The organism is Alteromonas sp. H02 (assembly GCF_059682525.1).
The window spans coordinates 3,011,824-3,034,186 of record NZ_CM185021.1 but is presented as its reverse complement, the minus strand read 5'-3'; the positions used below and the strand labels follow the sequence as shown (position 1 = coordinate 3,034,186).

Below are 22,363 nucleotides of genomic sequence, written 5' to 3'. Positions count from 1 at the left end.
CAGACATTAACCAATTCATAGATATAAGTAAAGAATTAAATAAGCTAATTGGCGAAATGCTGACCTAGCGGACTAAATCAATCATCAAATCGTTGCTACGGCTGGCCATTTCACTCACCTGTTGCGCATTTTCAAAGCGATGCCACTGATGATTAAAATAGCGTTCGTGGGGTAAAAACCTATTTTTATAGTTCATTTTATTGCAGTCATCTATCTGATAGCCCAAATACAGGTAATGCCTGTTTTGTGCCTGAGTATGATGGATCTGCTGCAGAATCATCCAGGTGCCCAGCGAGCGGTGATGATAATCCGGATCATAAAAGGTATACATTGCCGAAAACCCATCGCAATGATCGCGGGTATCGATGATATCTGTTACCGCGACAGCAATGAGTTTGTCGCCATCATAGGCCTCAACAAACAGAGGTGAGTTCCACTCACAGGCGAGAAAGCTCTCAAACTGTGCAGGGTTTGGCGGATACATGCTGCCGTCTGCGTGGCGTTCAGTGATATAACGCTCGTACAACGGGTAGTAATCTTCGCTGGTTTGGGTAGTGGTACGAGTGGTGAAGGCTTTATTTTTATTGAGCAATCGGCGCTGGCTTCGTGATGGCGCAAAATCAGCCACAGGCAACCGAATAGAATGACAGGCTCTACATTGCTGGCAATAGGGGCGGTATACCTGTTCGCCACTGCGGCGGAATCCTGCCTGTATCAGCTGCGGATAATGCACTGCGCAATCTGAATGGCTGCCCACATACACCAGGAGCTGCTCCTCTTTACGAGGCAGGTAGCTACAGTCGAATGTTTGGGTTATGCCAAATTTCATACAGGTTATTCACTTAACGCTTGAGCGCACCAGGTTTGCTGATAATCTGAACAAATATAGCCCTCCTGATCAAGAGTTTGATTGCTATTGTTCAGACGGGAAATGAACGCATCACGCTCAATACTCACTGCCCCCAGACTCATAAGATGTTCCGTGGGCATCTGACAATCGATAAAATCACCGCCGTGATGCTGCATATGATTCACCAGATAGGCCAGGGCCAGTTTGGAGGTATTTGGCAAGCAGTGAAACATCGACTCGCCGCAAAACACTTTACCTACTGCTACGCCATACAGGCCGCCTACGAGCTTATCATCTTTCCAGACTTCAACCGAATGAGCCAGGCCTAATTCATGCAGTGCCTGATAAGCGGCAATCATATCTTCGGTTATCCAGGTGGATGTCTGGCCGTACTGAATACGCGGGATATGCGCACATTGGCGAATTACTGCGGTAAAATCCTGGTTAAGCGTGACCTGGTAAAGTTGTTTACGCATGAGTTTGCGTAGGCTGGTACTGGCACGAAAACCTTCGAGTGGAATAATGGCCCGGGGAGAGGGGCTCCACCATAAAATGGGTTCACCCTCGCTAAACCAGGGAAAAATTCCCTGACTATAAGCTGTCAGCAATCTGCCGGGCGAAAGATCGGCACCATAAGCGAGTAATCCATTGGGATCGTCCAGTGCATGGTCGACCGGAGGAAAGGGCGTATCAGGGTCTAAATAGGGCAGGCTAATCATGCAAAAAGCATGGCTGGCGGAGGCTCTACAGCCACCGCCAGTCAGGATTATTCCTGTGCGTCCAGGAAACGCTCCGCATCAAGCGCTGCCATACAGCCGGTGCCGGCTGAGGTAATCGCCTGACGGTAAATATGATCAGACACATCTCCGGCAGCAAATACGCCTGGCACGCTGGTTTGTGTTGCCATACCGTTAGTACCACTGTTTACTGTGATGTAGCCGTCTTTCATATCCAGCTCACCGTCGAAGATGTCGGTGTTAGGCTTGTGGCCGATGGCAACAAACAGACCCATTACATCCAGTTCTTCGGTGGCATCAGAGTCGGTAGCTTTGATCCGTACGCCGGTCACACCCATCTCGTCGCCAAGTACTTCGTCGAGAGTGCGGTTAAGGTGTAGTACCACATTACCGTTTTCTGCTTTATCAAGCAGACGGTCGGCCAGGATCTTTTCGCTGCGGAAGCTGTCACGGCGGTGAATCACATGTACTTCAGAAGCAATGTTAGATAAATAGAGCGCCTCTTCAACAGCGGTGTTACCACCACCGATTACAGCCACTTTCTGGTTACGGTAGAAAAAGCCGTCACACGTTGCACAAGCAGACACACCTTTACCCATAAATGCCTGTTCTGAAGGCATCCCCAGATATTTTGCTGACGCGCCGGTCGCAATGATCAGGGCATCACAGGTATAAGTACCGCTATCACCGTAAAGGGTGAACGGACGCTTGCTTAAGTCCGTTTTATTAATGTGATCAAAGATGATATCGGTATTAAATTTCTCGGCATGTTGTTGCATACGAACCATTAAATCAGGTCCGGTAAGGCCTTCCGGATCGCCAGGCCAGTTCTCTACTTCGGTGGTAGTGGTTAACTGGCCACCCTGTTGCATACCGGTGATCAGGGTCGGGGACAGGTTTGCTCGGGCTGCATAAACAGCGGCGGTGTAACCAGCCGGGCCTGAACCAAGAATGAGTAGACGAACGTGTCTGCTTTCTGCCATGTTTTTCTCCAGTTAACGCCTGACGCAGCAGTACGCGACAAGCACATCGTATTGGTTAATGCGGTAGGTGAAAGGTTATTTGCAATAACACTGCACCGTAATAGGGTCAGTTATACGCAGTTGCGTATGCTACAGATTACCTGCCACCCTGCAATCATAAGTTATTATGAGACATTGTGCGGTCGAATCGAATACTTTCAATACCCGGCTGTGATATTATCTTAAAAGCGGCCCGGAAATTCATCGTTAAATAAACCATTTTCGACATTCCGGACTATTATTAGTAAACAGGCATTTACTCTTGCAACGGTATAGCCACCCAGGGTTGCGGTTATCACTTACGAGGTTCACTATGGCCCAGTCAGTTACCACTATGCTTAAAGACGGACAGGAATACATGAAAACCTGGCCGTTAAAGCGCGAGCTTTACACCTTATTTCCGGATTGCCGTGTAGTGGCAGCTACCCGATTTGCGGTGCGCTTTATGCCTCCGGTGGCTGTACTAGCCTGCGCTACCATGCTTAATACCTTTGGTACGGATTATTTACCTCAGGCCCTTGCCGTTGGCGCTTTCTTTTTGAGTATGCCAATGCAGGGATTACTGTGGCTGGGCAAACGATCTAATCAGACCCTGCCGCCACAGTTACGTCACTGGTATCAGGAAATCCTCACCAAAATGCGGGCCCAGGGGTGTGCGGTGCAAAACCCGCAGCATAAGCCCCGTTACCGCGAATTAGCCCGCCTGCTAAAAACGGCTTTCGAAGATTTGGATAAGGCGTTTACCCGTCAGTGGTTTTAAGCTGCCGGTTGTAATATCTGTTTGCACTTGCGGCACTGATACTGCCGCTGGCCGCGTACTACAGCGTTATGCCGGCGGATACTCAACTCAACGTCTCCACAGCCACAACGATAGCGCGCACTGGGGATATTCAGTGGTGATAAATCAAATTCATGGCGGGTTTCGGGGGCACAGTTAAACACCTCCTGCATCATTGCCCGCCATTCCTTACCGTGGGGCTTTACCCGCCCGTACAACTGATAAACCAACAGGTGGCTGACTTCATGGGGCAGCACGTCGGAAAAGTAAGCTTGCTGATTGTGAGCAAACAATACCGGGTGTAGGTTTATCCTGTTCTGCTGTAAAAACGCTGTGCCTGCATGGCGGCCACTGCGTCTGAAGGTAAGGGTAGGGCGAACAAACGTTCGCCTGAAATAGCTATCCGCCCCGAGGTATAATTCCTCGAGACGGTCATTGAGTAACTGCTTATCGCTGGCGGATATCAATGATTGTCCATCACCCTGCAGCGCACACACAGGGTGTAAATGTTTTGTGGATCGTTGAGCGATGAGATCAGATCAACCTGTGCCATGGTTTCACGTACCAGACCTGTCAGAATATTGTTGTTATCAATCAGATTGAGCTTCAGGGCGTAGATAACCGCCTGACCAAAAAACTCTTTCCAGAACAACTCTTTCTCAGACAGCTTACGGGTAACATAAACGGTATCGTAATCTTCTACACCGGCCAGGTCGGCAGCCGCGGTTACAGCATCATCCAGCGTACCCAGCTCATCCACTAAGCCAATCTGCAGCGCATCGGTGCCAATCCATACACGGCCCTGGGCAATATCATCAACGGCGCTAACATCCATACCGCGTTCACTGGCAACCAGGCTTAAAAATTCACTGTATTTGCTTTCGATACTGCGCTGAATAAGTTGCTTATACATGGGGTCAATACCGCGCAAAGTGGAAAATCCGGCCATTTCGGTAGTGGCGACACCATCGGTATCAATGCCCAGGTAATCGGCAGCATCCTCAAAGGTAGCCAGTGCAGCAAACACACCAATGGAACCGGTAATAGTGCTCGGGCTGGCAAAAATCTTATCTGCCGAAGCCGAAATCCAGTAACCACCGGAAGCGGCGTAAGTGTTCATTGATACAACCACTGGCTTGCCGGCGCTACGCAAATTAAGCACTTCCTGACGAATAATCTCAGACGCTGATGCACTGCCTCCTGGCGAGTCTACCTGTAGCACGACCGCTTTAACCTCGTCATTAAGACGGGCCTGACGCAGTAACTGTGCGGTGCTGTTGCCACCAATGTTACCGGCGCGCTGTTCACCGTCCATAATAGTGCCTTTAGCCACTACTACGGCCACTTTATCGCCCTGACGGGTAACCATAGGCATAGGCGGATTAATCACCCGGTTGTAGTTGCGGTAGGTGGTGAGTTTAAAACCGGCACGGTTATTTTCGTCTTTGCCAACCAGGGCAATAATTTCCTGACGCACTTCCTCGCGGGTTTTAACTTCGTCTACCCAGCCTTTCTGAATGGCGTACTGGGCAGAGTTGCCACCGGCCTGCTCGAAGTTCTCCAGCATCACCTCAAGACTTTCGTCAAAGTTATTGATGTCCACACCGCGCGCTGCGGCAACATCGGTTTTATATTGCGCCCAGTACTGGTTAAGCCAGCGTTCATTCATTTCTTTGGCTGCGTCAGACATATCTTCGCGGATATAGGGTTCAACCGCCGACTTAAACGTACCTACACGGAAAATGTGCATATTCACTTTGAGCTTTTCCAGCGCACGCTTTACGTACATACCGTAATTGGCGTAACCGTCGATTGAGACGCCGCCGATAGGGTTGAGGTACACTTTGTCGGCATGGGCTGCCAGGTAATATTGAGACTGCGTGTAGTAGTCGCCAACGGCAAGTACAGGTTTGCCGGAGGTTTTAAAATCGTCGATGGCTTCAGCAATGGTACGCAGCTTATCCAGGCCGCCGCCACGTAAGCCCTGCAGGTTAAGTACTACCGCCTTAATACGCTTATCAGCCTTGGCGTTCTCCAGCACTTTAACCACATCGCGAACCAGCACTTCCGGGTTATCAGGCTCTTCGTCAAATGCTTCCTGAAGAAACTCAGATACCGGATCTACCGCTGTTTTCTGAATGACCAGTGCGCCATTAAGGGTAAGCATCAGGGCGCTGCCAGGGGTTACCTGTGGGACGCTCTCTTCACGGCTGGCCACTGCGATAATGCCTATGATAATGACCAGAAACACAACGTTGAAAAATAATTTTCGACAAAAATTCAGGGCAGTCCATAACCCCACAAACAGCGCTTTGGTCCAGCTTTTACTTTTTTCGGCCATACTGACTACTTACCTAATTAACAAAACAACCTAATGTTATCGATTCAAAAAATTATCGCGAGTTAATTTTGTAATGAAATGTTATTGCCTTTATCTATGACGCTTCTTCTCGGCAGAGGATGCAACTGGTTGATCAGCACTGTCATCCAGCCATTGCTGAATCAACCTGGCAATGGCTTTGTGCTGTTCATCAGACAGGGTCATTAACAGGCGTCCCTGACGTTGCCTGTAATTTACCTTGCGCTGACCTTTTTGCATTAACTGAGAAAAACGACTCATCGATTGAAAGAAATAACGTTACCCCGCGGTCTTAATCGTAATTGGCATTATTGAGGTAAACCGTGGTGAGCGCAATTATCCGTAAGTTAAATACTAAATTAAATGGGATGGCAGCATCCCTGAACGGTATTCCCCTGTTACTAACAAGGTTATATCTGGCTCCGGTTATGGCTCAGGCGGGCTGGCAGAAACTGGCTAACTTCGACAGCACGGTAGACTGGTTTGGTAATCCGGACTACGGGTTGGGGTTGCCGCTGCCATTTTTACTGGCTGGCCTGGCTGCATTGAGTGAGTTTATTGGGGCTGCGTTTTTAGTGCTAGGCCTGGCTACCCGGCTAACCGCTATTCCTTTAATGATAACCATGGTAGTGGCCATGATTACCGTCCACTGGCAGTACGGATGGCCGGCTATTGCCGATGCAGGCAGCTGGCTGGCCGATGGTACGCTGTTAACAAATGAATCTGTCATGGCGGCCCCTGAGAAGCTCTCTGCAGCGAAAGCTATTCTTAACGAACACGGTTATATCGACTGGCTGACATCCAGTGGTAACTTTGTGATCCTGAATAACGGTATAGAGTTTGCCGCTACTTATTTTATTATGCTTATGGTGCTGTTCTGCTTTGGTGGCGGGCGTTATGTGAGTATTGATTATTATCTGGCGCGGCATTTTAATCACTAATAAATTATATTGCAGGGATTGCACTAAAATCGCTTGCCAGTATGCTGGTCTTTTTGTGAAATAGCCCGTATCAGCACGGGTAAACTAATTATTTTGCCAGAAGGAGAGCACCATGGATGCACTGGAACTTGTTATCAATCGTCGCTCACAGCCCCGACTAACCGCGCCGGCACCGGCTGGCGAGGCGTTGGATAATATTAAACGCGCGGCTTTGCGGGCGCCGGATCACGCGGCACTTAAGCCATGGCGATTTATAGTGTGTGAGGGCAAAGGACTCGACAAGCTCGGTGCACTGTTTGAGCAGTCTGCTATTGATAATGATAAAACGGAACGTGAAATACAGCGCGCGCCGCAGTTACCTACCCGTGCGCCGATGATTATTGTGATCACCACGGCCTATCAGGAACACGAAAAAGTGCCTCAGGTAGAACAGTTCGCGTCGGCCAGTTGTGCGGCTATGGCCATGCAAATGGCTGCGGTTGCCCAGGGCTTTCAGGGCATGTGGCGCACCGGCGATTATGCCCATTGCAATATTGTAAAAGAAGGGCTGGGTGTATCTGCCGACAACGAAATTGTTGGCTTTTTATATCTGGGTACGCCAGCACAAGACGCAGGACCCAAGCCAGAACTTGAACCGGAAGACTACTTTACTGTCTTTGCATAACGGCTATTCTGACACTGCTCTTTACTGAGAAAAAAAGCGCCACCTGTCGGTGGCGCATTGCTGATAGGAAAGGCTAGCTATTATCCTGATCGTTAACGATGTTCATTATCCGTTGGCGAAGCGCTTCATCCTGACGCACCCGCTGAGCGATAGTGGTATAAGTTTTTACCTCCAGACCAGCTTGTTTTATTTCGTCTACCATCGCTTCACGCGCGTTGGTTTGCAGTTGCTGCTGTTTTTCGGTGGATTGCTCTTGTTGCAGCTTAACCTCAAACTTTTTCGCGACATCTTGTACTGCATACATCGCCACGGTAAATTTTTGTAACGTTGAATCATCAAACTGTTGTTGTTCAACAGAAGTCTGAATTTGATTCATTGCTTTTTCGTTGTCCTGCACTTTCTGGGCTGCGTAAACCGAAGAAACTGCGCCGGTGGTTAGAGAAAGCGTTAAGGCAATGAGTTTTGCAAGTCGTGTCATATATACACTCCAATTTGATGAATGACCCCATTACAGGGAATGTCATATTTTACAAAGCGAGTGCTATGCCAGGTTGTAAATCATTAATTTAAACAATGGTTTATTGTATTTTGGTGGTTATTTTCTCAGCGCTAACTGGTCTCGCTTTCAGAATGTGTCGCAATTTTTCACGGTGGCGGCGGGATGTCATGCAAAATTACATGGGCACTAGAATTCTATGGACATGGGGGCATTGGTTTTAATTGTCTGGCTGCGCCAGTGGCGGGGCATTTTTTGGAAATCGCAAGCACTAACAAGTCACTCAGGTTAACACTGCATAAATAGGTTTAGGGGGAAACGGTTGTCGAGAGCTTTGGCGATTAATGAAAATGTTACGGGGCAGGCGACTAGATGGTTGTGGAGTGTTAGTAATAGCGAAGCCGGGACCGCCATTGGCGTTCCCGGCTTCAGCATGCAGCGTATTGCTGGTTTTATTCAACGACGATAATTTTGATCGCGTCAGTGGCGCCGATAGTTTCCATGCGGTCACCGTGGGTCAGGATCACGATATCACCGTTCTCCACCAGGTTTTTCTCTTTCAGCAGGGCTACGACATCTTTACGCAGCTCACCGGGTGCACTGTCGCGAGAGTCAAAGAAAACCGGTTTTACGCCACGGTATAACGCCATCAGATTAAGCGTTTCTTCGTGACGTGACATGGCAACAATCGGCAGGGTAGTGGTGATACGCGACATCAGACGCGGCGTGCTGCCACTTTCTGTTAAGCCTACAATAGCCTTTACACCCGGTAAGTGATTAGCAGCATAAACCGCTGATAAAGCGATAGTCTCGTGCACTGAACCAAATAGTTCGTCCATGCGGTGCTTGGAGATTTTTACACTTGGGTGGGTTTCTGCGCCTTCACAAACACGGGCCATGGCTTTTACGGTTTCAACCGGATAGCTACCCGCCGCAGTTTCTGCTGAGAGCATTACCGCATCGGTACCGTCCAGTACAGCGTTAGCCACGTCCATTACTTCTGCACGGGTAGGCATTGGGCTTTCAATCATCGACTCCATCATCTGAGTTGCCGTGATAACCACCTTATTTAACTGACGAGAACGGGCGATCAGCTTTTTCTGAACACCAACCAGCTCTGCATCACCAATTTCCACACCCAAATCGCCACGGGCAACCATTACCGCGTCTGATGCGCTGATAATGTCATCAATGGCTTCATCCGTAGCAACGGCTTCAGCGCGTTCTACCTTGGCGCAGATTTTGGCTTTACAGCCGGCTGCTTCGGCCAGTTCGCGGGCATAGTTCAGGTCTGCACCGCTGCGTGGGAAAGAGACTGCAAGGTAATCAACGCCAATTTCAGCGGCAGTAAGGATGTCACGCTTGTCTTTTTCAGTCAGTGCTTCAGCAGACAAACCGCCACCCAGACGATTGATGCCTTTATTATTAGACAGTTTGCCGCCTACAGTTACTTTAGTCAGCACTTTGCGGCCATCAACGCCGGTCACTTCTAATTGAATACGGCCATCGTCGAGTAACAGGATATCGCCGGTGCTAACATCGTCAGGCAGCGCCTTATAATCGATACCAACCTGTTGCTCAGTACCTGCATCGCGGTCAAGCTCTGCATCCAGCACAAACGGGTCGCCTTCATTAAGGAAAACTTTATCGTTGGTAAAGCGTGAAACCCGGATTTTTGGCCCCTGCAGGTCGCCTAAAATCGCTACGTATTTGCCCAGCTTGGCAGCAGCAGCGCGGACACGCTTGGCGCGCTCGATATGATCTTCGGCCTGGCCATGGGAAAAATTCATGCGTACTACGTTTGCTCCGGCGGCAATAATCGCTTCAATTTTTTCTTGCGTGTCTGTAGCAGGCCCTAAAGTAGCCAGGATTTTCGTTCTTCTAGTCATGTGTGTTATCGCTTGTTAATAGTTTATGTGGGACAACCAGTGATTAAGTATAGCTGAAAATCTATTTCGTAATTTAATTACAAAATAGTAGACGAATTTGACCAAATTGTGAATGGTTGATTAAAGATTCTTTATGATGGTCTGAACAGCGATGGCAATAAAAAGTAACACAAATGAACCGCTAACCCCTGAGTGAGCGTGTGGGTGAGGGGATTGGAAGGTGGTGACTGATATCTAAAAAAATTTTTACTCGATGTAAAAAGCGGGCAGAAAAATCCGCCCACTCAGAGAGAATTAGGCTTCGTTGCCGCGTTTTTCGTAGCGGGAGCCACGCAACGTATCTTTTACGCGCTTAAGATTTTCACGGAACTTATTGCCACGACGCAGTGTAAACCCGGTGGCAAGTACATCTATCAGGGTTAACTGGGCAATCCTTGAGGCCATGGGCATATACATGTCGGTATCTTCCGGGACTTCCAGCGATAATACATAGGTACATTCATTAGCCAATGGGCTGTCAGCCGATGTAATGCCAACCACTGTTGCATCGTTCGTTTTAGCAATCTGGGCGATTTCTACCAGGCTTTTGGTGCGGCCGGTGTGTGAAAACAACATGACGACGTCGCCTGAGTTACAGTTCATACAGCTCATGCGCTGCATCAGAATATCTTCGAAATACACCACTGGTACATTAAAACGGAAAAACTTGTTCAATGCATCATGAGCTACAGATGCTGAGGCACCCAGGCCAAAAAACGAAATACGCTGTGCCTGGGTTAACAGGTCTACCACGCGGTTGACGGTGTTTACACAAACAGACTGACGGGCCACTTCCAGCGACGCCATGGTCGACTCGAATATCTTATTGGTATATTCGTCCGGGCCGTCGTTTTCGTCTACATGCCGGTTAACATAAGGCGTACCGTTGGCCAGGCTCTGCGCGAGGTGCAGTTTAAAATCCGGAAAGCCTTTGGTATCAAGACGACGACAAAAACGGTTAACCGTTGGCTCGCTGACATCTGACATTTTTGCCAGAGTTGCTATACTGGAATGGATCGCCGATTGAGGATTCGCCAGTATCACTTCTGCCACCTTTCGCTCCGATTTACTGAACGCAGATTTGTGCTGTGTGATTTTTTCTAAAATATTCATATTATTTTCAATAACACTGAGTGTGAAAAGTGTGTTCTCCCAAGCGCTATACTACTGAATATGAAAGATCGTACAAGAAAAATGTAATTTATTAACATGATTTGCGGTATTTCATCTCGAAATTAAACTTCAGGATGATCAAATTCAAAAAATGGCGGTTTTTAGTGAACGTCTTAAAATTAATATTGTATGACCAATGGCAAAGTAAATTGGCTTACTTGCTGTATATATAGAGCAAAAGAGACTGATGCAGCTAACAAACAATGGTGTCGGGGTGTGAGGTCACTGGCCGGGTAAAAAGGCGGTTTCCGGCCCTTTTTATTGATTACTACTTTGGTCGTATTTAGGCTAAACTTACACGATTAAGTCCGCACCAAGCATGGGTTGAGGTGCGAATCTGCGAAGAAAGTTTTTTGTTAATTCAAATGCGAAACAAAAGTTGTAATTTTACTACATTTGTTGTTAACTATATGGCAACAAATTACCACGATGGCATGCTGTATCACAGCAGCCCACTGTATAAATTGAAATAAGGCCAAATTCATGGTGATGGATAGTTCTTTTGAAGCCTGCGATTTTGTGTTGTTTGGTACCAAAGGTGACCTTTCTCGACGCAAGTTATTGCCGTCTTTATACCAACTCGAAAAAGCAGGGTTGTTGCATCCGGATACAACTATCGTAGGTGTGGCTCGTCAGGAGCTGACCTCTGAAGATTACGTTGAAGAAGTAAAGAATGCGCTGGCTGAGTTTGCCGGTGAAACGGTTTGCGAAGATACCTGGAGCAAATTTAAAGAAAGACTGGCGTATGCGCAAATCGATATGAAAGATATCGCCAGCTACGCAGCGCTGGAGCCCCATGTTAATCCGGATCGCACCATGGTTTGTTATCTGGCGACTCCGCCAGCTATATATGGTGACATCTGCCGCGGTTTACACGGCTGTAATATTATTGATTCAAGTGTGCGCCTGGTGCTTGAAAAACCAATCGGTCACGATTTGAAATCATCGAAAGTTATCAACGAACAGGTGGCTGAATACTTCAACGAGAGCCAGATTTACCGTATCGACCATTACCTGGGTAAAGAAACGGTACTTAACCTGATTGCACTGCGTTTCGCTAACTCTATCTTCACCACTAACTGGGACCATAACTGCATCGACCATGTGCAGATTTCAGTAGCGGAGTCAGTGGGCATTGAAGGCCGCTGGGGTTACTTCGACGATGCCGGCCAGATGCGTGACATGGTGCAAAACCACCTGTTGCAAATTTTGTCGCTGGTTGCCATGGAGCCGCCAGCGAACCTAAACGCCGACAGCATTCGAGACGAAAAGCTAAAAGTACTGAAAGCGCTGCGCCCAATCAATGCCAGTAACGTTAATGACGTGACCGTACGTGGTCAGTACACCGCTGGTTTTGTTAAAGGTAAGGAAGTGCCGGGTTATCTTGAGGAAGATGACGCTAATACGGTCAGTAAAACCGAGACTTTCGTAGCAATTAAAGCTGAAATCGACAACTGGCGCTGGGCCGGTGTGCCGTTTTATCTGAGAACCGGTAAGCGTCTGCCTACCAAGGTATCAGAGGTTGTTATTTACTTTAAACGCCAGCCGCACAATCTGTTTACCGAAAGCTTCAGTGCACTACCACCTAACAAGCTGGTAATTCGTCTGCAGCCTGATGAAGGTGTCGAAATCACCGTAATGAACAAGGTGCCGGGGCTGACCAGATCAGGCTCTATGGATCTGCAAAAATCCAAATTGAACCTGAGTTTCTCTGAAGAGTTCTCCGACGACCGTATCCCGGACGCCTACGAGAAGCTGTTACTCGAAGTGATGCTTGGTAACCAGGCGCTGTTCGTGCGCCGTGACGAAATTGAACAGGCGTGGACCTGGGTCGACTCAATACTGGCAGCATGGCGCACCAGTAACGAACCGCCAGAGCCTTATCAGGCAGGTACCTGGGGCCCGGTGGCTTCGATTGGATTGCTGGCGCGTGAAGACCGCAGCTGGTACGAAAGCAAAATCACGAAGAAAAAGTAATTATGCCATTAACACAATCATTATATGAAAGTGCTGAGGCGCTGAACGAAGAGTTTGCCGCGGAGATTGCTGAAAAGCTTGCCGAGGGCATTGCTCAGCGCGGTCGGGCAAGTCTGATGGTCAGCGGTGGTCGTACACCGTTACCTTTGTTTAAAACATTAAGCGAAACCGATATCGACTGGGCCAGTGTGGATGTTTCACTGGTTGACGAGCGATGGGTAGAAGAAAGCAGTGACGCGAGTAATACCCGCCTGGTGAAAGAAAACCTGCTGGTTGGCAAAGCCAGCGCGGCGCGCTTTATCGAAATAAAATCAGCCGAGGCTGATGCCACCGATGCAGCGTTAGCTTGCGAAAGCCGTTTATCGGCCATGTCACAGCCATTTGATGTGCTGATCCTGGGTATGGGCGAAGACGGTCATACCGCTTCATTGTTCCCGTGCTGTGAACAACTCGAAGATGGTCTGGCCATGAACAGCGGCCGTGTATGCATTGCTACGCAGCCGACCACGGCCCAGCATCAGCGGATGTCGCTGACGCTGCCGGCGATTGTCGCCAGCCGAAATATCTATCTACACCTGACCGGTGATAAGAAACGTCAGGTACTTGAAGACGCAGTTGCCAATGCCACGGCCACTGAAAAGCCAATTGTTGCTGTGATTAACGCAGCACAAGTGACCTTGAAATGGGCACCGTAGGAGTCAGTAATGAATACACAGGTAAACGAAGTTACGCAGCGCATTATTGAGCGCAGTAAAGCCAGCCGTCAGGCCTATCTGGCAAAAATCGAGCGCGCCCGTGGACAGGGTCCACACCGAGGCGTGTTGTCTTGCGGTAACTTAGCGCACGGATTTGCCGCCTGTAGCAGCAGTGATAAATCAGATCTGCGCAGCATGACGAAAGCCAACATTGCGGTTGTCTCGTCATACAACGATATGCTGTCAGCTCACCAGCCTTACGAAACCTATCCGCAAATTATCAAGGACGCGGTGAAGGAAGTGGGTAGTGTGGCTCAGTTTGCCGGCGGTGTGCCAGCCATGTGTGATGGTGTTACTCAGGGTAACCCGGGCATGGAACTGAGCCTGATGAGCCGTGATGTCATTGCTCAGTCGGCGGCAGTTGCTCTGTCTCATAACATGTTCGACGGCGCCATGATGCTCGGTATCTGTGACAAGATCGTCCCGGGATTACTGATAGGATCGCTGAGCTTTGGTCACCTGCCAACGGTATTTGTACCAGCCGGTCCGATGCCAAGTGGCTTGCCAAATAAAGAAAAAGCCCGGGTTCGTCAGGCTTTTGCTGAAGGCAAGGTTGGCCGCGATAAACTACTTGAAGCAGAATCTCAGTCTTATCACTCAGCTGGTACCTGTACGTTTTATGGTACGGCAAACAGTAACCAGTTAGTGGTTGAAATGATGGGTCTGCATTTACCAGGTTCGTCTTTTGTTAATCCGGGCACAGAATTACGTGATGCGTTAACCAAAGCGGCTTCTCGTCAGGTTACACGTCTGACTGCACTGGGTGACAACTACACGCCAATCGGCCATATCGTTGACGAAAAAGCGATCGTAAACGGTATTGTAGCCTTGCTGGCTACTGGTGGTTCAACAAACCACACCATGCACCTAATTGCTGTAGCACGTGCTGCCGGCATTATCGTTACCTGGGATGACTTCTCAGAGCTTTCGAATGCGGTACCACTGTTAACCCGTATCTACCCGAATGGTTCAGCTGACATCAACCATTTTGTGGCAGCTGGCGGCATGGCGCTGTTGTTCAAACAATTACTCGATGCCGGGCTTATCCATAACGATGTCAAAACCATCGTCGGTGACGGACTGGATCTGTACACCAAGGAACCCGCCCTGGAAGACGGCGAAGTTACCTGGCGTGACGGTCCGGTTAAATCTCACGACACAGAAGTTTTTGCCAGTGTTGAAGAACCCTTCAAGCCAGACGGTGGCCTGAATGTGCTGTCAGGTAATCTGGGCCGGGCAGTGATCAAGACCTCTGCTTTGCGTAACCCGCATTGCACACTTAAAGCTCCCGCTGTGGTATTTGAAGATCAGTATCAGCTCGACGCTGCGTTTAAATCAGGTGAACTGGATAAAGACTGTATTGTGGTTGTTCGTTTCCAGGGGCCTGCTGCGATTGGTATGCCGGAACTGCACCGTTTAACGCCACCTTTGGGTGTGCTGCAGGACCGTGGTTACAACGTAGCGCTGGTTACCGATGGCCGCATGTCTGGCGCATCCGGTAAAGTACCGGCCGCTATCCATGTTACCCCGGAAGCATTCTTAGGCGGCTTGCTGGCAAAAGTGGAAAGTGGCGACATTATTGAGCTGGATACCAAAACCGGTTCATTAACTCTGCACGTTGACGAAGCAACACTGGCGCAACGTACTGCAGCGGTTGCCGACCTGACCATGCAGCATGAAGGCATGGGCCGCGAATTATTTGGCGGTATGCGCGGTGTGATCTCCGGCGCAGAAGAAGGTGCCTGTACGCTGTTTTACACGCAGGAGCAAAATGTATGAGCGCCTGGTTTGTCGCAGATGTAGGCGGCACGAACATTCGTGTTGCCACCATAACCGAAAGCGGCCTGAGCAATATTAAGAAGTATCTGTGTAATGACTTTGCCAGCATTGATGTTGCTCTGAAACAGTATTTTTCTGATACCGGTGAAACCTTCAGTGCGGGCTGTATCGCCATAGCCTGTCCGGTTACCGGTGACGAAGTAGCAATGACTAACCACAGCTGGACTTTTTCGCAGCGTGCGTTGAAGCAGCAGCTCAATCTTAACGATTTGTTTGTAATTAACGACTTTACCGCAGTTGCTCATTCACTGCCGGTATTAAGCGCAGAACAGCTTATCCAGATAGGCACCGGTCAATCGGTTGATAAAGGTAACGTTGCCGTTTTTGGTGCCGGCACCGGCTTAGGCGTTGAGCACATGATGCACACTGCTGAAGGGTGGAAAACACTCGACGGTGAAGGTGGTCATGTGGATTTTGCGCCGGTTGATGAAACAGACATCGTGGTGTGGCGTCATCTGCAAAACGAACTCGACCGGGTATCTGCCGAAGACGTGTTGTCTGGTCGTGGATTACTCAATATCTATCGTGCTCTGGCTTTGCATCAGGGTGTAGAGCCGGCAATTACCGATCCGGCTCAGGTGACCGAACAGGCATTAAATGGCCAGTGCGAAGTGTGTTTATCTGCACTGACCCAGTTCTGTCGGATCATGGGAAGTTTCGCCGGTAATCTGGCACTGAATCTGGCCACAACCGGCGGCGTATTCATTGGTGGCGGAATCGCTACCCGCTTCACGGAGTTTCTGACTAACAGCGATTTCAGAGCCCGTTTTGAAGCCAAAGGACGCATGAAACATTACGTTAAAGATATTCCGACATACCTGATTAATGAACCGGACCATGGTTTATTAGGCGCATCAGCGTATTTACAACAACAGATTGCGAGTTGATTTTATGACTAATTGGAAAAGTTCACCTGCAGACATCTTTGCCGCAGGCCCGGTAGTGCCGGTACTGGTTATTGAAGATGTGGAAAAAGCGGTGCCGCTGGCTCATGCTCTGATGGCAGGTGGCATTAAAGTACTGGAAGTGACCTTACGTACCCCGGCTGCGCTGGATGTGATTAAGCGAATTGCAGATGAAGTTCCTGATGCGTTAATTGGCGCCGGCACTGTGACTAACGCTCAGCAGTTAAAGCAGGTTGTTGAGGCAGGCGCTAAGTTTGCAATCAGTCCTGGTATGACTGATGACCTGTTAAAAGCGGGTCACGATTTTGAAATCCCACTTATTCCGGGTATTTCATCAACCTCTGATCTGATGAAAGCGAAAGATGCAGGTTATACCTACCTGAAGTTTTTCCCGGCTGAAGCGTCTGGTGGTGTGAAAGCCATTAAATCTATCAGCGGTCCGTTCCCTGAAACGGTATTTTGTCCTACTGGCGGTATCGGCCCGAATAACTACAACGAGTACCTGGCGTTACCTAACGTACGCTGCGTAGGTGGTTCGTGGTTGGCACCAGACGACGCTATCAAGAATGGTGACTGGGACCGCATTACCGATCTGGCTAAAGAAGCGGTAGCTAACGCCAGCAAGTAATATTTTGCAGAGAATATAAAAAGGGTACGTTTTTGGACGTACCCTTTTTTAATGGTGCGCCGGGCATGGCGCGTAGTGCTTTAGCACTGTTCGACTCACTGTGGTGGTGAGTTGATGACTTGGAGGTGGAAGTCCTCTGCACACCCGGCAAGGGGAAGTGCTAGCCGAACGGCAAGGGTGTTCATCGTGAGGTGAAATCTGAAGGAAGCCGAAGGCAAAATGCTGGCCTGACGAACAGGAAGCGGTTTAGGCGTTGTTGCAGGGTGAGGTGGCGATTATCACTAAAGCCCAATACTTGCACGGAATGCAGCAACGTAGAGCCGACAGGCATAAGCAGGAAGGTCGCGCGAATTACCCCGGGAGGTCTGATATTCTGCTATAGAGCTACTGACATCGCGAGGTGTCGGGATGGAATATCAGAAGTCAGCAGACGCCGTAGTAGTGCTATGAAACCGATAGCACGAAGGGCTGAACCTGTCACGAGCGGCAAGTCACGCGTGCTCTCGCGTTATCGGGACACAAGGCAATGAAGAATCATTGCTCCGGGACAAATATACAAGAAGGGTCGGAAACCTGGGCGGTGTTTGCGGAGTTCTAAACGATAAAGCGGCGACACGATGAACGAAACAGACTCAGGTATTGACTATGGTCAATACAGACAGGAACCGCCGTGGTACGGAACCGTATGCCCGGTGGTGTGAGAGGACGGGAGTTGCGAAACTCCCTCCTACTCGATCTTGTTTATCATGTTGGTCGGCGCCGGGATGATTAAGCAATCACCTGGGTAAGCGTATGAATGTCGCCTGGATTAAGGGTGATACCATTAGTCACCGCGGTTTCCACACACAGCATTTGTTTGTAACCGAAAGCGTCCATGTCACTCATCGAGGCTGCGGATTGCCACGGATTCCACACTACAATACTATCGTGACCCGCTGAGCCAATGGTAATGTAAGGCGACTGATTGGCGACGATAGTTAATGTTTTCGGGGCTTCCTGATGGATGCGATCGGTTTCGCTACTGAAAGTATACGGCGTTGGTGCCGGTTTTACTGCCCAGTCTTCCAGCTTGTCTTTATATTCACCCGCCAGGCCTTCCAGCGCCACGTCGGCGATATTATTGACATCGAAATAAGTATGCAGGGCGCAATTTAGTGTAAAGGCCTGTTGTTCCTCCAGACTGGTGGTTTCCAGGCTGACGGTTAGCTCGCTGGCAATCTTCAGGCGTAATTTTACCGCGCATTCATAACTGAATCCCGGGCCTTTGGTGATGGCCGGTGTCAGCACCATTTCTGAGGTGGTGCCGTCGCAGTTAAACTCACTGATATCCCACATTTGGGTACGCAGAAAACCGTGGGAGGGCAGTTCGCCCTTCGCTTTGCCGTGGGCATCGCTGAACCAGGGCCAGCAAAGCGGAATACCGCCGCGAATAGGGCGCTCACCATTAAGAACGGCTACCGGGCTGACCCAAAGGCGGTCGCGGTTGTCATGACTTGGAATAAACGACAGCACGTGTCCGCCAAACAGACTGATGCGACAACTCGCTGATGCGTTGGATACGGTAACGAAGCGATTACCGTCTTTTTCTTCTATCTGATAAGTTTGGTCATTCATTCGTGATATCCCTTGACCCTGTTTTTTGGTCAGTTAAGTCGGTACTTAATGCCATTTATTGTTGTTGATTTCCGTGTCACCTCAACGTACTTCAGGCCGCGCTGTGTAACGGGTGATGAGCAGAATTAGATACGTCTGCAAGTCAGGCAAACCGCAACGCGTTGATAACGACAATCCTGAGGTGGCCCGGCAATGCTTATCTTGCCTGATAAATAAAAAAGGTGCGATAAAAATCGCACCTTTTTCGTTATCATCAGAAGGGATTACTTGCTGATATGTGCAACCAGTTCAAGTACCTTGTTTGAATAACCCCATTCGTTGTCGTACCAGGATACAACTTTTACGAATGTGTCGGTCAGGGCAATACCTGCAGTCGCATCAAATACGCTGGTGCGTGCATCGCCAACAAAGTCGTTAGATACTACGGCATCTTCGGTATAACCCAGAACGCCTTTCAGTTCGCCTTCAGAAGCGGCTTTCATGGCTTCACAGATAGCTTCGTAGCTGGTTGGCTTGGCCAGGTTTACAGTTAAGTCAACCACAGATACGTTAGGCGTAGGTACGCGGAACGCCATGCCAGTTAACTTACCATTAAGAGCAGGGATAACTTTACCTACCGCTTTTGCTGCACCAGTTGATGAAGGAATGATATTCTGACCGGCACCACGGCCACCACGCCAGTCTTTCTGAGACGGGCCGTCAACCGTTTTCTGGGTTGCAGTTGTTGCGTGAACGGTGGTCATCAGACCGTCTACAATGCCAAACTTATCGTTTAGTACTTTGGCTACTGGTGCCAGACAGTTAGTGGTGCATGATGCGTTAGATACAATGCTTTCACCAGCGTAGCTGTCGTGGTTTACACCCATAACAAACATCGGTGTGTCATCTTTTGAAGGTGCCGACATGACTACTTTCTTAGCGCCTGCTTCGATGTGCTTGCTGGCAGTTTCTTTAGTCAGGAACAGACCGGTCGATTCGACAACTACGTCGGCATCCACTTCAGACCAGTTTAACTGGGCCGGATCTCTTTCTGAGGTAACACGGATTTTTTTACCGTTAACGATCAAATGGCCGTTATCAACGCTTACGTCAGCGTCGAAGATGCCATGGGTTGAATCGTACTTTAATAGGTATGCAATGTAATCTGGGTCCAATAAATCATTAATACCAACTATTTCAATGTCTTGTCTGCTTTGTGCAGCACGCATCACGAGTCGTCCGATGCGGCCAAACCCATTGATCCCGACGCGAATTGTCATAACATGCCTCTGTATCGTTAGTTAATAGATTGAAAAATAATTACGTAAAGTATGGATCAAAACTACACCCAAGGCAAAACTTTATGCTAATTTTGTTGCAAAATTACAGAAATGCCAATGCAAACGTATTCAATTTTACGTCTGAACATCTTCAACAATAATGTAGAGTATTGTTAAATGGCCTATGCCACCCGGTTTGCTTATCAGGCGAACCTCACACACAGGAACAACTATGACTAATCAGGTTTTGCAAAAGCTTGTCGAAATGCGGGGCGTAGAAACCCAATACGTTGATGCATGGGGTAACCCAGCGACAATTTCCGAAACCAGTAAAGCGAAACTTCTTCAGGCTCTCGGATATGACATCAGTAACGAATCAGTGATAGCTGAACAGCTCGATACGGAGATCGCTACGGTATGGTCTCAGCTGCTCGATCCGGTCTGTGTGCAGCGTACTGATGACGAAAAACAAATTCGCCTGCGCTTGCCACTGGCTTCGGTCAATACGGAATACACCGTTAAAATCGATCTCGAAGAAGGTGAGAGTCATACCTTTATAGTTATACCAGTTGATCAAACTTTGCTCAATGTTGGCGTAGTTGATGACCTGGAATTTCATGAATACAGTATAGCACTTCCACAGGAACTGCCCTGCGGCTACCACGGTATCTCATTGTGTGAAGCACAAACCGTAATCGCAGACATGCGCTATATCGTCGCTCCTGCTGCCTGTTATCAGCCCGAGGCGATTAAGGCAGGTAAAAAATTGTGGGGGTTGAGTGTTCAGCTGTATTGCCTGCGTAGCGAAAATAACTGGGGCATTGGTGATTTTTCTGATTTAGCCCAGTTGGTCACTAAAGCAGGCAAGCAGGGCGCCGGGTTTATTGGCCTGAACCCTATTCATGCCCTGTATCCTTCAAACCCTGAAGCGTGCAGTCCGTACGGACCGTCGTCGCGACGCTGGCTGAATTTTCTTTACATAGATGTGACGGCATTACCGGAATATAACAGTGCTGCTGTGCAGGCCGTGGTCAACGCCGAGGAGTTTCAGGCTCGCCTCGAAACAGCCCGAAGCGTGGAGTATGTCGACTACAGTCTGGTGACCGAGCTTAAAATGGCTGCACTCAACAGCCTTTTTGATGAGTATTACAACGCTTATCTGAAGAAAAACAGCAAACAAAACCGTGAGTTTAAAGCGTTCATAAAAGCCGGTGGCGAAAGCCTTGTGATGCAGGCCACCTACGATGCCATGCAGGAATATCTGCAAAATGACGGTAAGGATGCCTGGGGCTGGCCGGTATTCCCGGAAAACTGGCGCGATTTCCACAACGAAGCGGTAGCAAAGTTTGCCAAAAAACACAAAAAGCGCGTGCAGTTTTACATGTTCCTGCAATGGCAGGCCGCAGAACAGCTCGAAAAAGCCAATCAGGCCGCTATTGCAGCGGGAATGCCTGTGGGCATTTATCGCGACTTAGCGGTGGGAGTGAGCGAAGGCAGTGCGGAAATCTGGGGCAATAAAGACCTTTACTGTACCGCTGCCAGTGTCGGCGCGCCGCCGGATATCCTTGGCCCGCTCGGTCAGAACTGGGGCCTGCCACCAATGGATCCCGAGATCCTCTACCAACAGGCGTATCAGCCAATCATTGATTTGTTTACCAGCAATATGCAATCGTCCGGCGCGCTGCGAATTGACCACGCTATGGGGCTATTACGCCTGTGGTGGGTATGTCAGGGCGATCATGCTAAAGAAGGTGGATATGTGTATTACCCACTGGAAGATTTACTCGGCATTCTGGCGCTGGAAAGTCATCGTAATCAGGCAATGGTAATAGGCGAAGACCTTGGTACCGTACCAGAAGAAATTCGTCAGGTACTGGCGGATAACGGCGTGTACTCCTACCGGGTGTTCTTTTTTGAAAAAGCCGAAGACGGTGGTTTTTATTCACCGGCGCACTATCCGCAGCAAAGTATGTCGACTCTGACCACCCATGATATGCCAACCCTGATAGGCTACTGGCATTGCCTGGATTTAGAGTTGGGTAAGCAATTAGGCTTGTATACCGACGACGATGTGCTACAAACCTTGTATGCTTCCCGTCACGAAGATAAGCAGGAAATTCTTAATTCGCTGCACGGCCATGGTCGGGCAGGGGACGAAGTGGGCAGAGATGTGAATGTCACGGGTATGAGCCGTGAACTCAACTTCGCCTTGCAGACGCATATGGCTTATGGCAGCAGTGCGTTACTGAGCCTGCAGCTCGAAGACTGGCTGCAAATGGATAAACCGGTCAATATTCCGGGCACGTTTATGGAGTATCCAAACTGGCGACGTAAGCTTTCACGCAATCTGGAAAGTATTTTCGCTGATGAGGATATTCAGTCGCTTGCCGCCGGTATTGACGCGGGCCGTCAGGAAGCCAGTCGGTAAAACACCGGCC

At 49.1% G+C, this 22,363-nt stretch carries 20 protein-coding genes; 9 read left to right on the top strand and 11 right to left on the bottom strand.

All coding sequences use genetic code 11. The annotated features are described in order from the left end of the window. Positions 1–64 precede the first annotated feature (64 nt). The 3 genes from AC566Q_RS14010 to trxB are packed head-to-tail and all read right to left on the bottom strand — an operon-like array spanning position 65 to position 2,570. The gene (locus AC566Q_RS14010; protein ID WP_499607215.1) at positions 65–829 is read right to left on the bottom strand and encodes an arginyltransferase; all 765 of its coding nucleotides are present in this window, start codon (positions 827–829) and stop codon (positions 65–67) included. A 5-nt stretch (positions 830–834) separates the two neighbouring features. Then, positions 835–1,569 (bottom strand): leucyl/phenylalanyl-tRNA--protein transferase, encoded by a 735-nt coding sequence (aat, locus tag AC566Q_RS14005; protein ID WP_499607212.1) that lies wholly within the window; start codon positions 1,567–1,569, stop codon positions 835–837. Between the two features lie 47 nt (positions 1,570–1,616). Next, positions 1,617–2,570, bottom strand: a complete 954-nt coding sequence (trxB, locus tag AC566Q_RS14000) for a thioredoxin-disulfide reductase (protein WP_105933964.1) — start codon at positions 2,568–2,570, stop codon at positions 1,617–1,619. 352 nt (positions 2,571–2,922) lie between these two features. Here trxB and yfbV point away from each other — a divergent pair, with 352 nt between their 5' ends. Further along, entirely contained in the window at positions 2,923–3,369 is a 447-nt protein-coding gene (gene yfbV / locus AC566Q_RS13995; protein ID WP_123325696.1) for a terminus macrodomain insulation protein YfbV, read from the top strand. Here the strand turns inward: yfbV and AC566Q_RS13990 are convergent. The 3 genes from AC566Q_RS13990 to AC566Q_RS13980 form a co-directional block, all read right to left on the bottom strand. Then, on the bottom strand, positions 3,366–3,854 hold the full coding sequence (locus tag AC566Q_RS13990) for a SprT family zinc-dependent metalloprotease (protein WP_499607207.1): 489 nt from the start codon (positions 3,852–3,854) through the stop codon (positions 3,366–3,368). The two genes, yfbV and AC566Q_RS13990, sit on opposite strands and share 4 nt — an antisense overlap. Further along, positions 3,851–5,728, bottom strand: coding sequence for a signal peptide peptidase SppA (sppA, locus tag AC566Q_RS13985; protein ID WP_499607204.1), 1,878 nt, complete (start codon positions 5,726–5,728; stop codon positions 3,851–3,853). The genes AC566Q_RS13990 and sppA overlap by 4 nt, the downstream gene beginning before the upstream one ends. Before the next feature lie 90 nt (positions 5,729–5,818). Further along, positions 5,819–6,007, bottom strand: coding sequence for a hypothetical protein (locus tag AC566Q_RS13980; RefSeq protein WP_499607201.1), 189 nt, complete (start codon positions 6,005–6,007; stop codon positions 5,819–5,821). 107 nt (positions 6,008–6,114) lie between these two features. On the opposite strand from AC566Q_RS13980, the gene AC566Q_RS13975 reads away from it, so the two are divergent. Then, positions 6,115–6,687, top strand: coding sequence for an HvfX family Cu-binding RiPP maturation protein (locus AC566Q_RS13975; RefSeq protein WP_499617514.1), 573 nt, complete (start codon positions 6,115–6,117; stop codon positions 6,685–6,687). A gap of 112 nt (positions 6,688–6,799) precedes the next feature. Next, positions 6,800–7,351, top strand: coding sequence for an NAD(P)H nitroreductase (locus AC566Q_RS13970; RefSeq protein ID WP_499607199.1), 552 nt, complete (start codon positions 6,800–6,802; stop codon positions 7,349–7,351). A gap of 73 nt (positions 7,352–7,424) precedes the next feature. On the opposite strand, the gene AC566Q_RS13965 is transcribed toward AC566Q_RS13970, so the two are convergent. The 3 genes from AC566Q_RS13965 to AC566Q_RS13955 form a co-directional block, all read right to left on the bottom strand. Then, complete coding sequence (locus AC566Q_RS13965) at positions 7,425–7,829, bottom strand: DUF4168 domain-containing protein (protein ID WP_499607196.1); 405 nt, start codon at positions 7,827–7,829, stop codon at positions 7,425–7,427. Between the two features lie 470 nt (positions 7,830–8,299). Next, positions 8,300–9,736, bottom strand: a complete 1,437-nt coding sequence (gene pyk / locus AC566Q_RS13960; protein ID WP_499607194.1) for a pyruvate kinase — start codon at positions 9,734–9,736, stop codon at positions 8,300–8,302. 294 nt (positions 9,737–10,030) lie between these two features. Next, the gene (locus AC566Q_RS13955; protein WP_105933956.1) at positions 10,031–10,888 is read right to left on the bottom strand and encodes a MurR/RpiR family transcriptional regulator; all 858 of its coding nucleotides are present in this window, start codon (positions 10,886–10,888) and stop codon (positions 10,031–10,033) included. A gap of 543 nt (positions 10,889–11,431) precedes the next feature. On the opposite strand from AC566Q_RS13955, the gene zwf reads away from it, so the two are divergent. The 5 genes from zwf to AC566Q_RS13930 are packed head-to-tail and all read left to right on the top strand — an operon-like array spanning position 11,432 to position 17,052. Continuing rightward, the gene (gene zwf, locus AC566Q_RS13950; RefSeq protein WP_499607190.1) at positions 11,432–12,925 is read left to right on the top strand and encodes a glucose-6-phosphate dehydrogenase; all 1,494 of its coding nucleotides are present in this window, start codon (positions 11,432–11,434) and stop codon (positions 12,923–12,925) included. Between the two features lie 2 nt (positions 12,926–12,927). After that, positions 12,928–13,620: a 6-phosphogluconolactonase gene (gene pgl / locus AC566Q_RS13945; protein ID WP_499607187.1), complete on the top strand. Its 693-nt coding sequence runs from the start codon at positions 12,928–12,930 to the stop codon at positions 13,618–13,620. 9 nt (positions 13,621–13,629) lie between these two features. Further along, positions 13,630–15,459, top strand: coding sequence for a phosphogluconate dehydratase (edd, locus tag AC566Q_RS13940; protein ID WP_499607184.1), 1,830 nt, complete (start codon positions 13,630–13,632; stop codon positions 15,457–15,459). Continuing rightward, positions 15,456–16,406: a glucokinase gene (locus AC566Q_RS13935; RefSeq protein WP_499607182.1), complete on the top strand. Its 951-nt coding sequence runs from the start codon at positions 15,456–15,458 to the stop codon at positions 16,404–16,406. Before edd ends, AC566Q_RS13935 begins: the two co-directional genes overlap by 4 nt. Positions 16,407–16,410: 4 nt before the next feature. Then, positions 16,411–17,052, top strand: coding sequence for a bifunctional 4-hydroxy-2-oxoglutarate aldolase/2-dehydro-3-deoxy-phosphogluconate aldolase (locus AC566Q_RS13930; protein WP_105933951.1), 642 nt, complete (start codon positions 16,411–16,413; stop codon positions 17,050–17,052). Between the two features lie 768 nt (positions 17,053–17,820). Here the strand turns inward: AC566Q_RS13930 and AC566Q_RS13925 are convergent. Next, positions 17,821–18,666, bottom strand: a complete 846-nt coding sequence (locus tag AC566Q_RS13925; RefSeq protein WP_105936780.1) for a D-hexose-6-phosphate mutarotase — start codon at positions 18,664–18,666, stop codon at positions 17,821–17,823. A 263-nt stretch (positions 18,667–18,929) separates the two neighbouring features. After that, positions 18,930–19,925 (bottom strand): type I glyceraldehyde-3-phosphate dehydrogenase, encoded by a 996-nt coding sequence (gap, locus tag AC566Q_RS13920; RefSeq protein WP_105936781.1) that lies wholly within the window; start codon positions 19,923–19,925, stop codon positions 18,930–18,932. Between the two features lie 232 nt (positions 19,926–20,157). On the opposite strand from gap, the gene malQ reads away from it, so the two are divergent. Continuing rightward, entirely contained in the window at positions 20,158–22,353 is a 2,196-nt protein-coding gene (gene malQ, locus AC566Q_RS13915; protein WP_499607179.1) for a 4-alpha-glucanotransferase, read from the top strand. The last annotated feature ends 10 nt before the right edge of the window (positions 22,354–22,363 follow it).

Excerpts from the sequence above, each read along its gene's own strand:
- pyk (WP_499607194.1), bottom strand. The coding sequence starts at position 9,736 with ATGACTAGAAGAACGAAAATCCTGGCTACTTTAGGGCCTGCTACAGAC.
- trxB (WP_105933964.1), bottom strand. The coding sequence starts at position 2,570 with ATGGCAGAAAGCAGACACGTTCGTCTACTCATTCTTGGTTCAGGCCCG.
- AC566Q_RS14010 (WP_499607215.1), bottom strand. The coding sequence starts at position 829 with ATGAAATTTGGCATAACCCAAACATTCGACTGTAGCTACCTGCCTCGT.
- AC566Q_RS13975 (WP_499617514.1), top strand. The coding sequence starts at position 6,115 with ATGGCAGCATCCCTGAACGGTATTCCCCTGTTACTAACAAGGTTATAT.
- yfbV (WP_123325696.1), top strand. The coding sequence starts at position 2,923 with ATGGCCCAGTCAGTTACCACTATGCTTAAAGACGGACAGGAATACATG.
- AC566Q_RS13955 (WP_105933956.1), bottom strand. The coding sequence starts at position 10,888 with ATGAATATTTTAGAAAAAATCACACAGCACAAATCTGCGTTCAGTAAA.
- AC566Q_RS13925 (WP_105936780.1), bottom strand. The coding sequence starts at position 18,666 with ATGAATGACCAAACTTATCAGATAGAAGAAAAAGACGGTAATCGCTTC.
- AC566Q_RS13965 (WP_499607196.1), bottom strand. The coding sequence starts at position 7,829 with ATGACACGACTTGCAAAACTCATTGCCTTAACGCTTTCTCTAACCACC.
- pgl (WP_499607187.1), top strand. The coding sequence starts at position 12,928 with ATGCCATTAACACAATCATTATATGAAAGTGCTGAGGCGCTGAACGAA.
- malQ (WP_499607179.1), top strand. The coding sequence starts at position 20,158 with ATGACTAATCAGGTTTTGCAAAAGCTTGTCGAAATGCGGGGCGTAGAA.
- AC566Q_RS13970 (WP_499607199.1), top strand. The coding sequence starts at position 6,800 with ATGGATGCACTGGAACTTGTTATCAATCGTCGCTCACAGCCCCGACTA.
- AC566Q_RS13930 (WP_105933951.1), top strand. The coding sequence starts at position 16,411 with ATGACTAATTGGAAAAGTTCACCTGCAGACATCTTTGCCGCAGGCCCG.
- zwf (WP_499607190.1), top strand. The coding sequence starts at position 11,432 with ATGGTGATGGATAGTTCTTTTGAAGCCTGCGATTTTGTGTTGTTTGGT.
- gap (WP_105936781.1), bottom strand. The coding sequence starts at position 19,925 with ATGACAATTCGCGTCGGGATCAATGGGTTTGGCCGCATCGGACGACTC.
- aat (WP_499607212.1), bottom strand. The coding sequence starts at position 1,569 with ATGATTAGCCTGCCCTATTTAGACCCTGATACGCCCTTTCCTCCGGTC.
- edd (WP_499607184.1), top strand. The coding sequence starts at position 13,630 with ATGAATACACAGGTAAACGAAGTTACGCAGCGCATTATTGAGCGCAGT.
- AC566Q_RS13980 (WP_499607201.1), bottom strand. The coding sequence starts at position 6,007 with ATGAGTCGTTTTTCTCAGTTAATGCAAAAAGGTCAGCGCAAGGTAAAT.
- AC566Q_RS13935 (WP_499607182.1), top strand. The coding sequence starts at position 15,456 with ATGAGCGCCTGGTTTGTCGCAGATGTAGGCGGCACGAACATTCGTGTT.
- sppA (WP_499607204.1), bottom strand. The coding sequence starts at position 5,728 with ATGGCCGAAAAAAGTAAAAGCTGGACCAAAGCGCTGTTTGTGGGGTTA.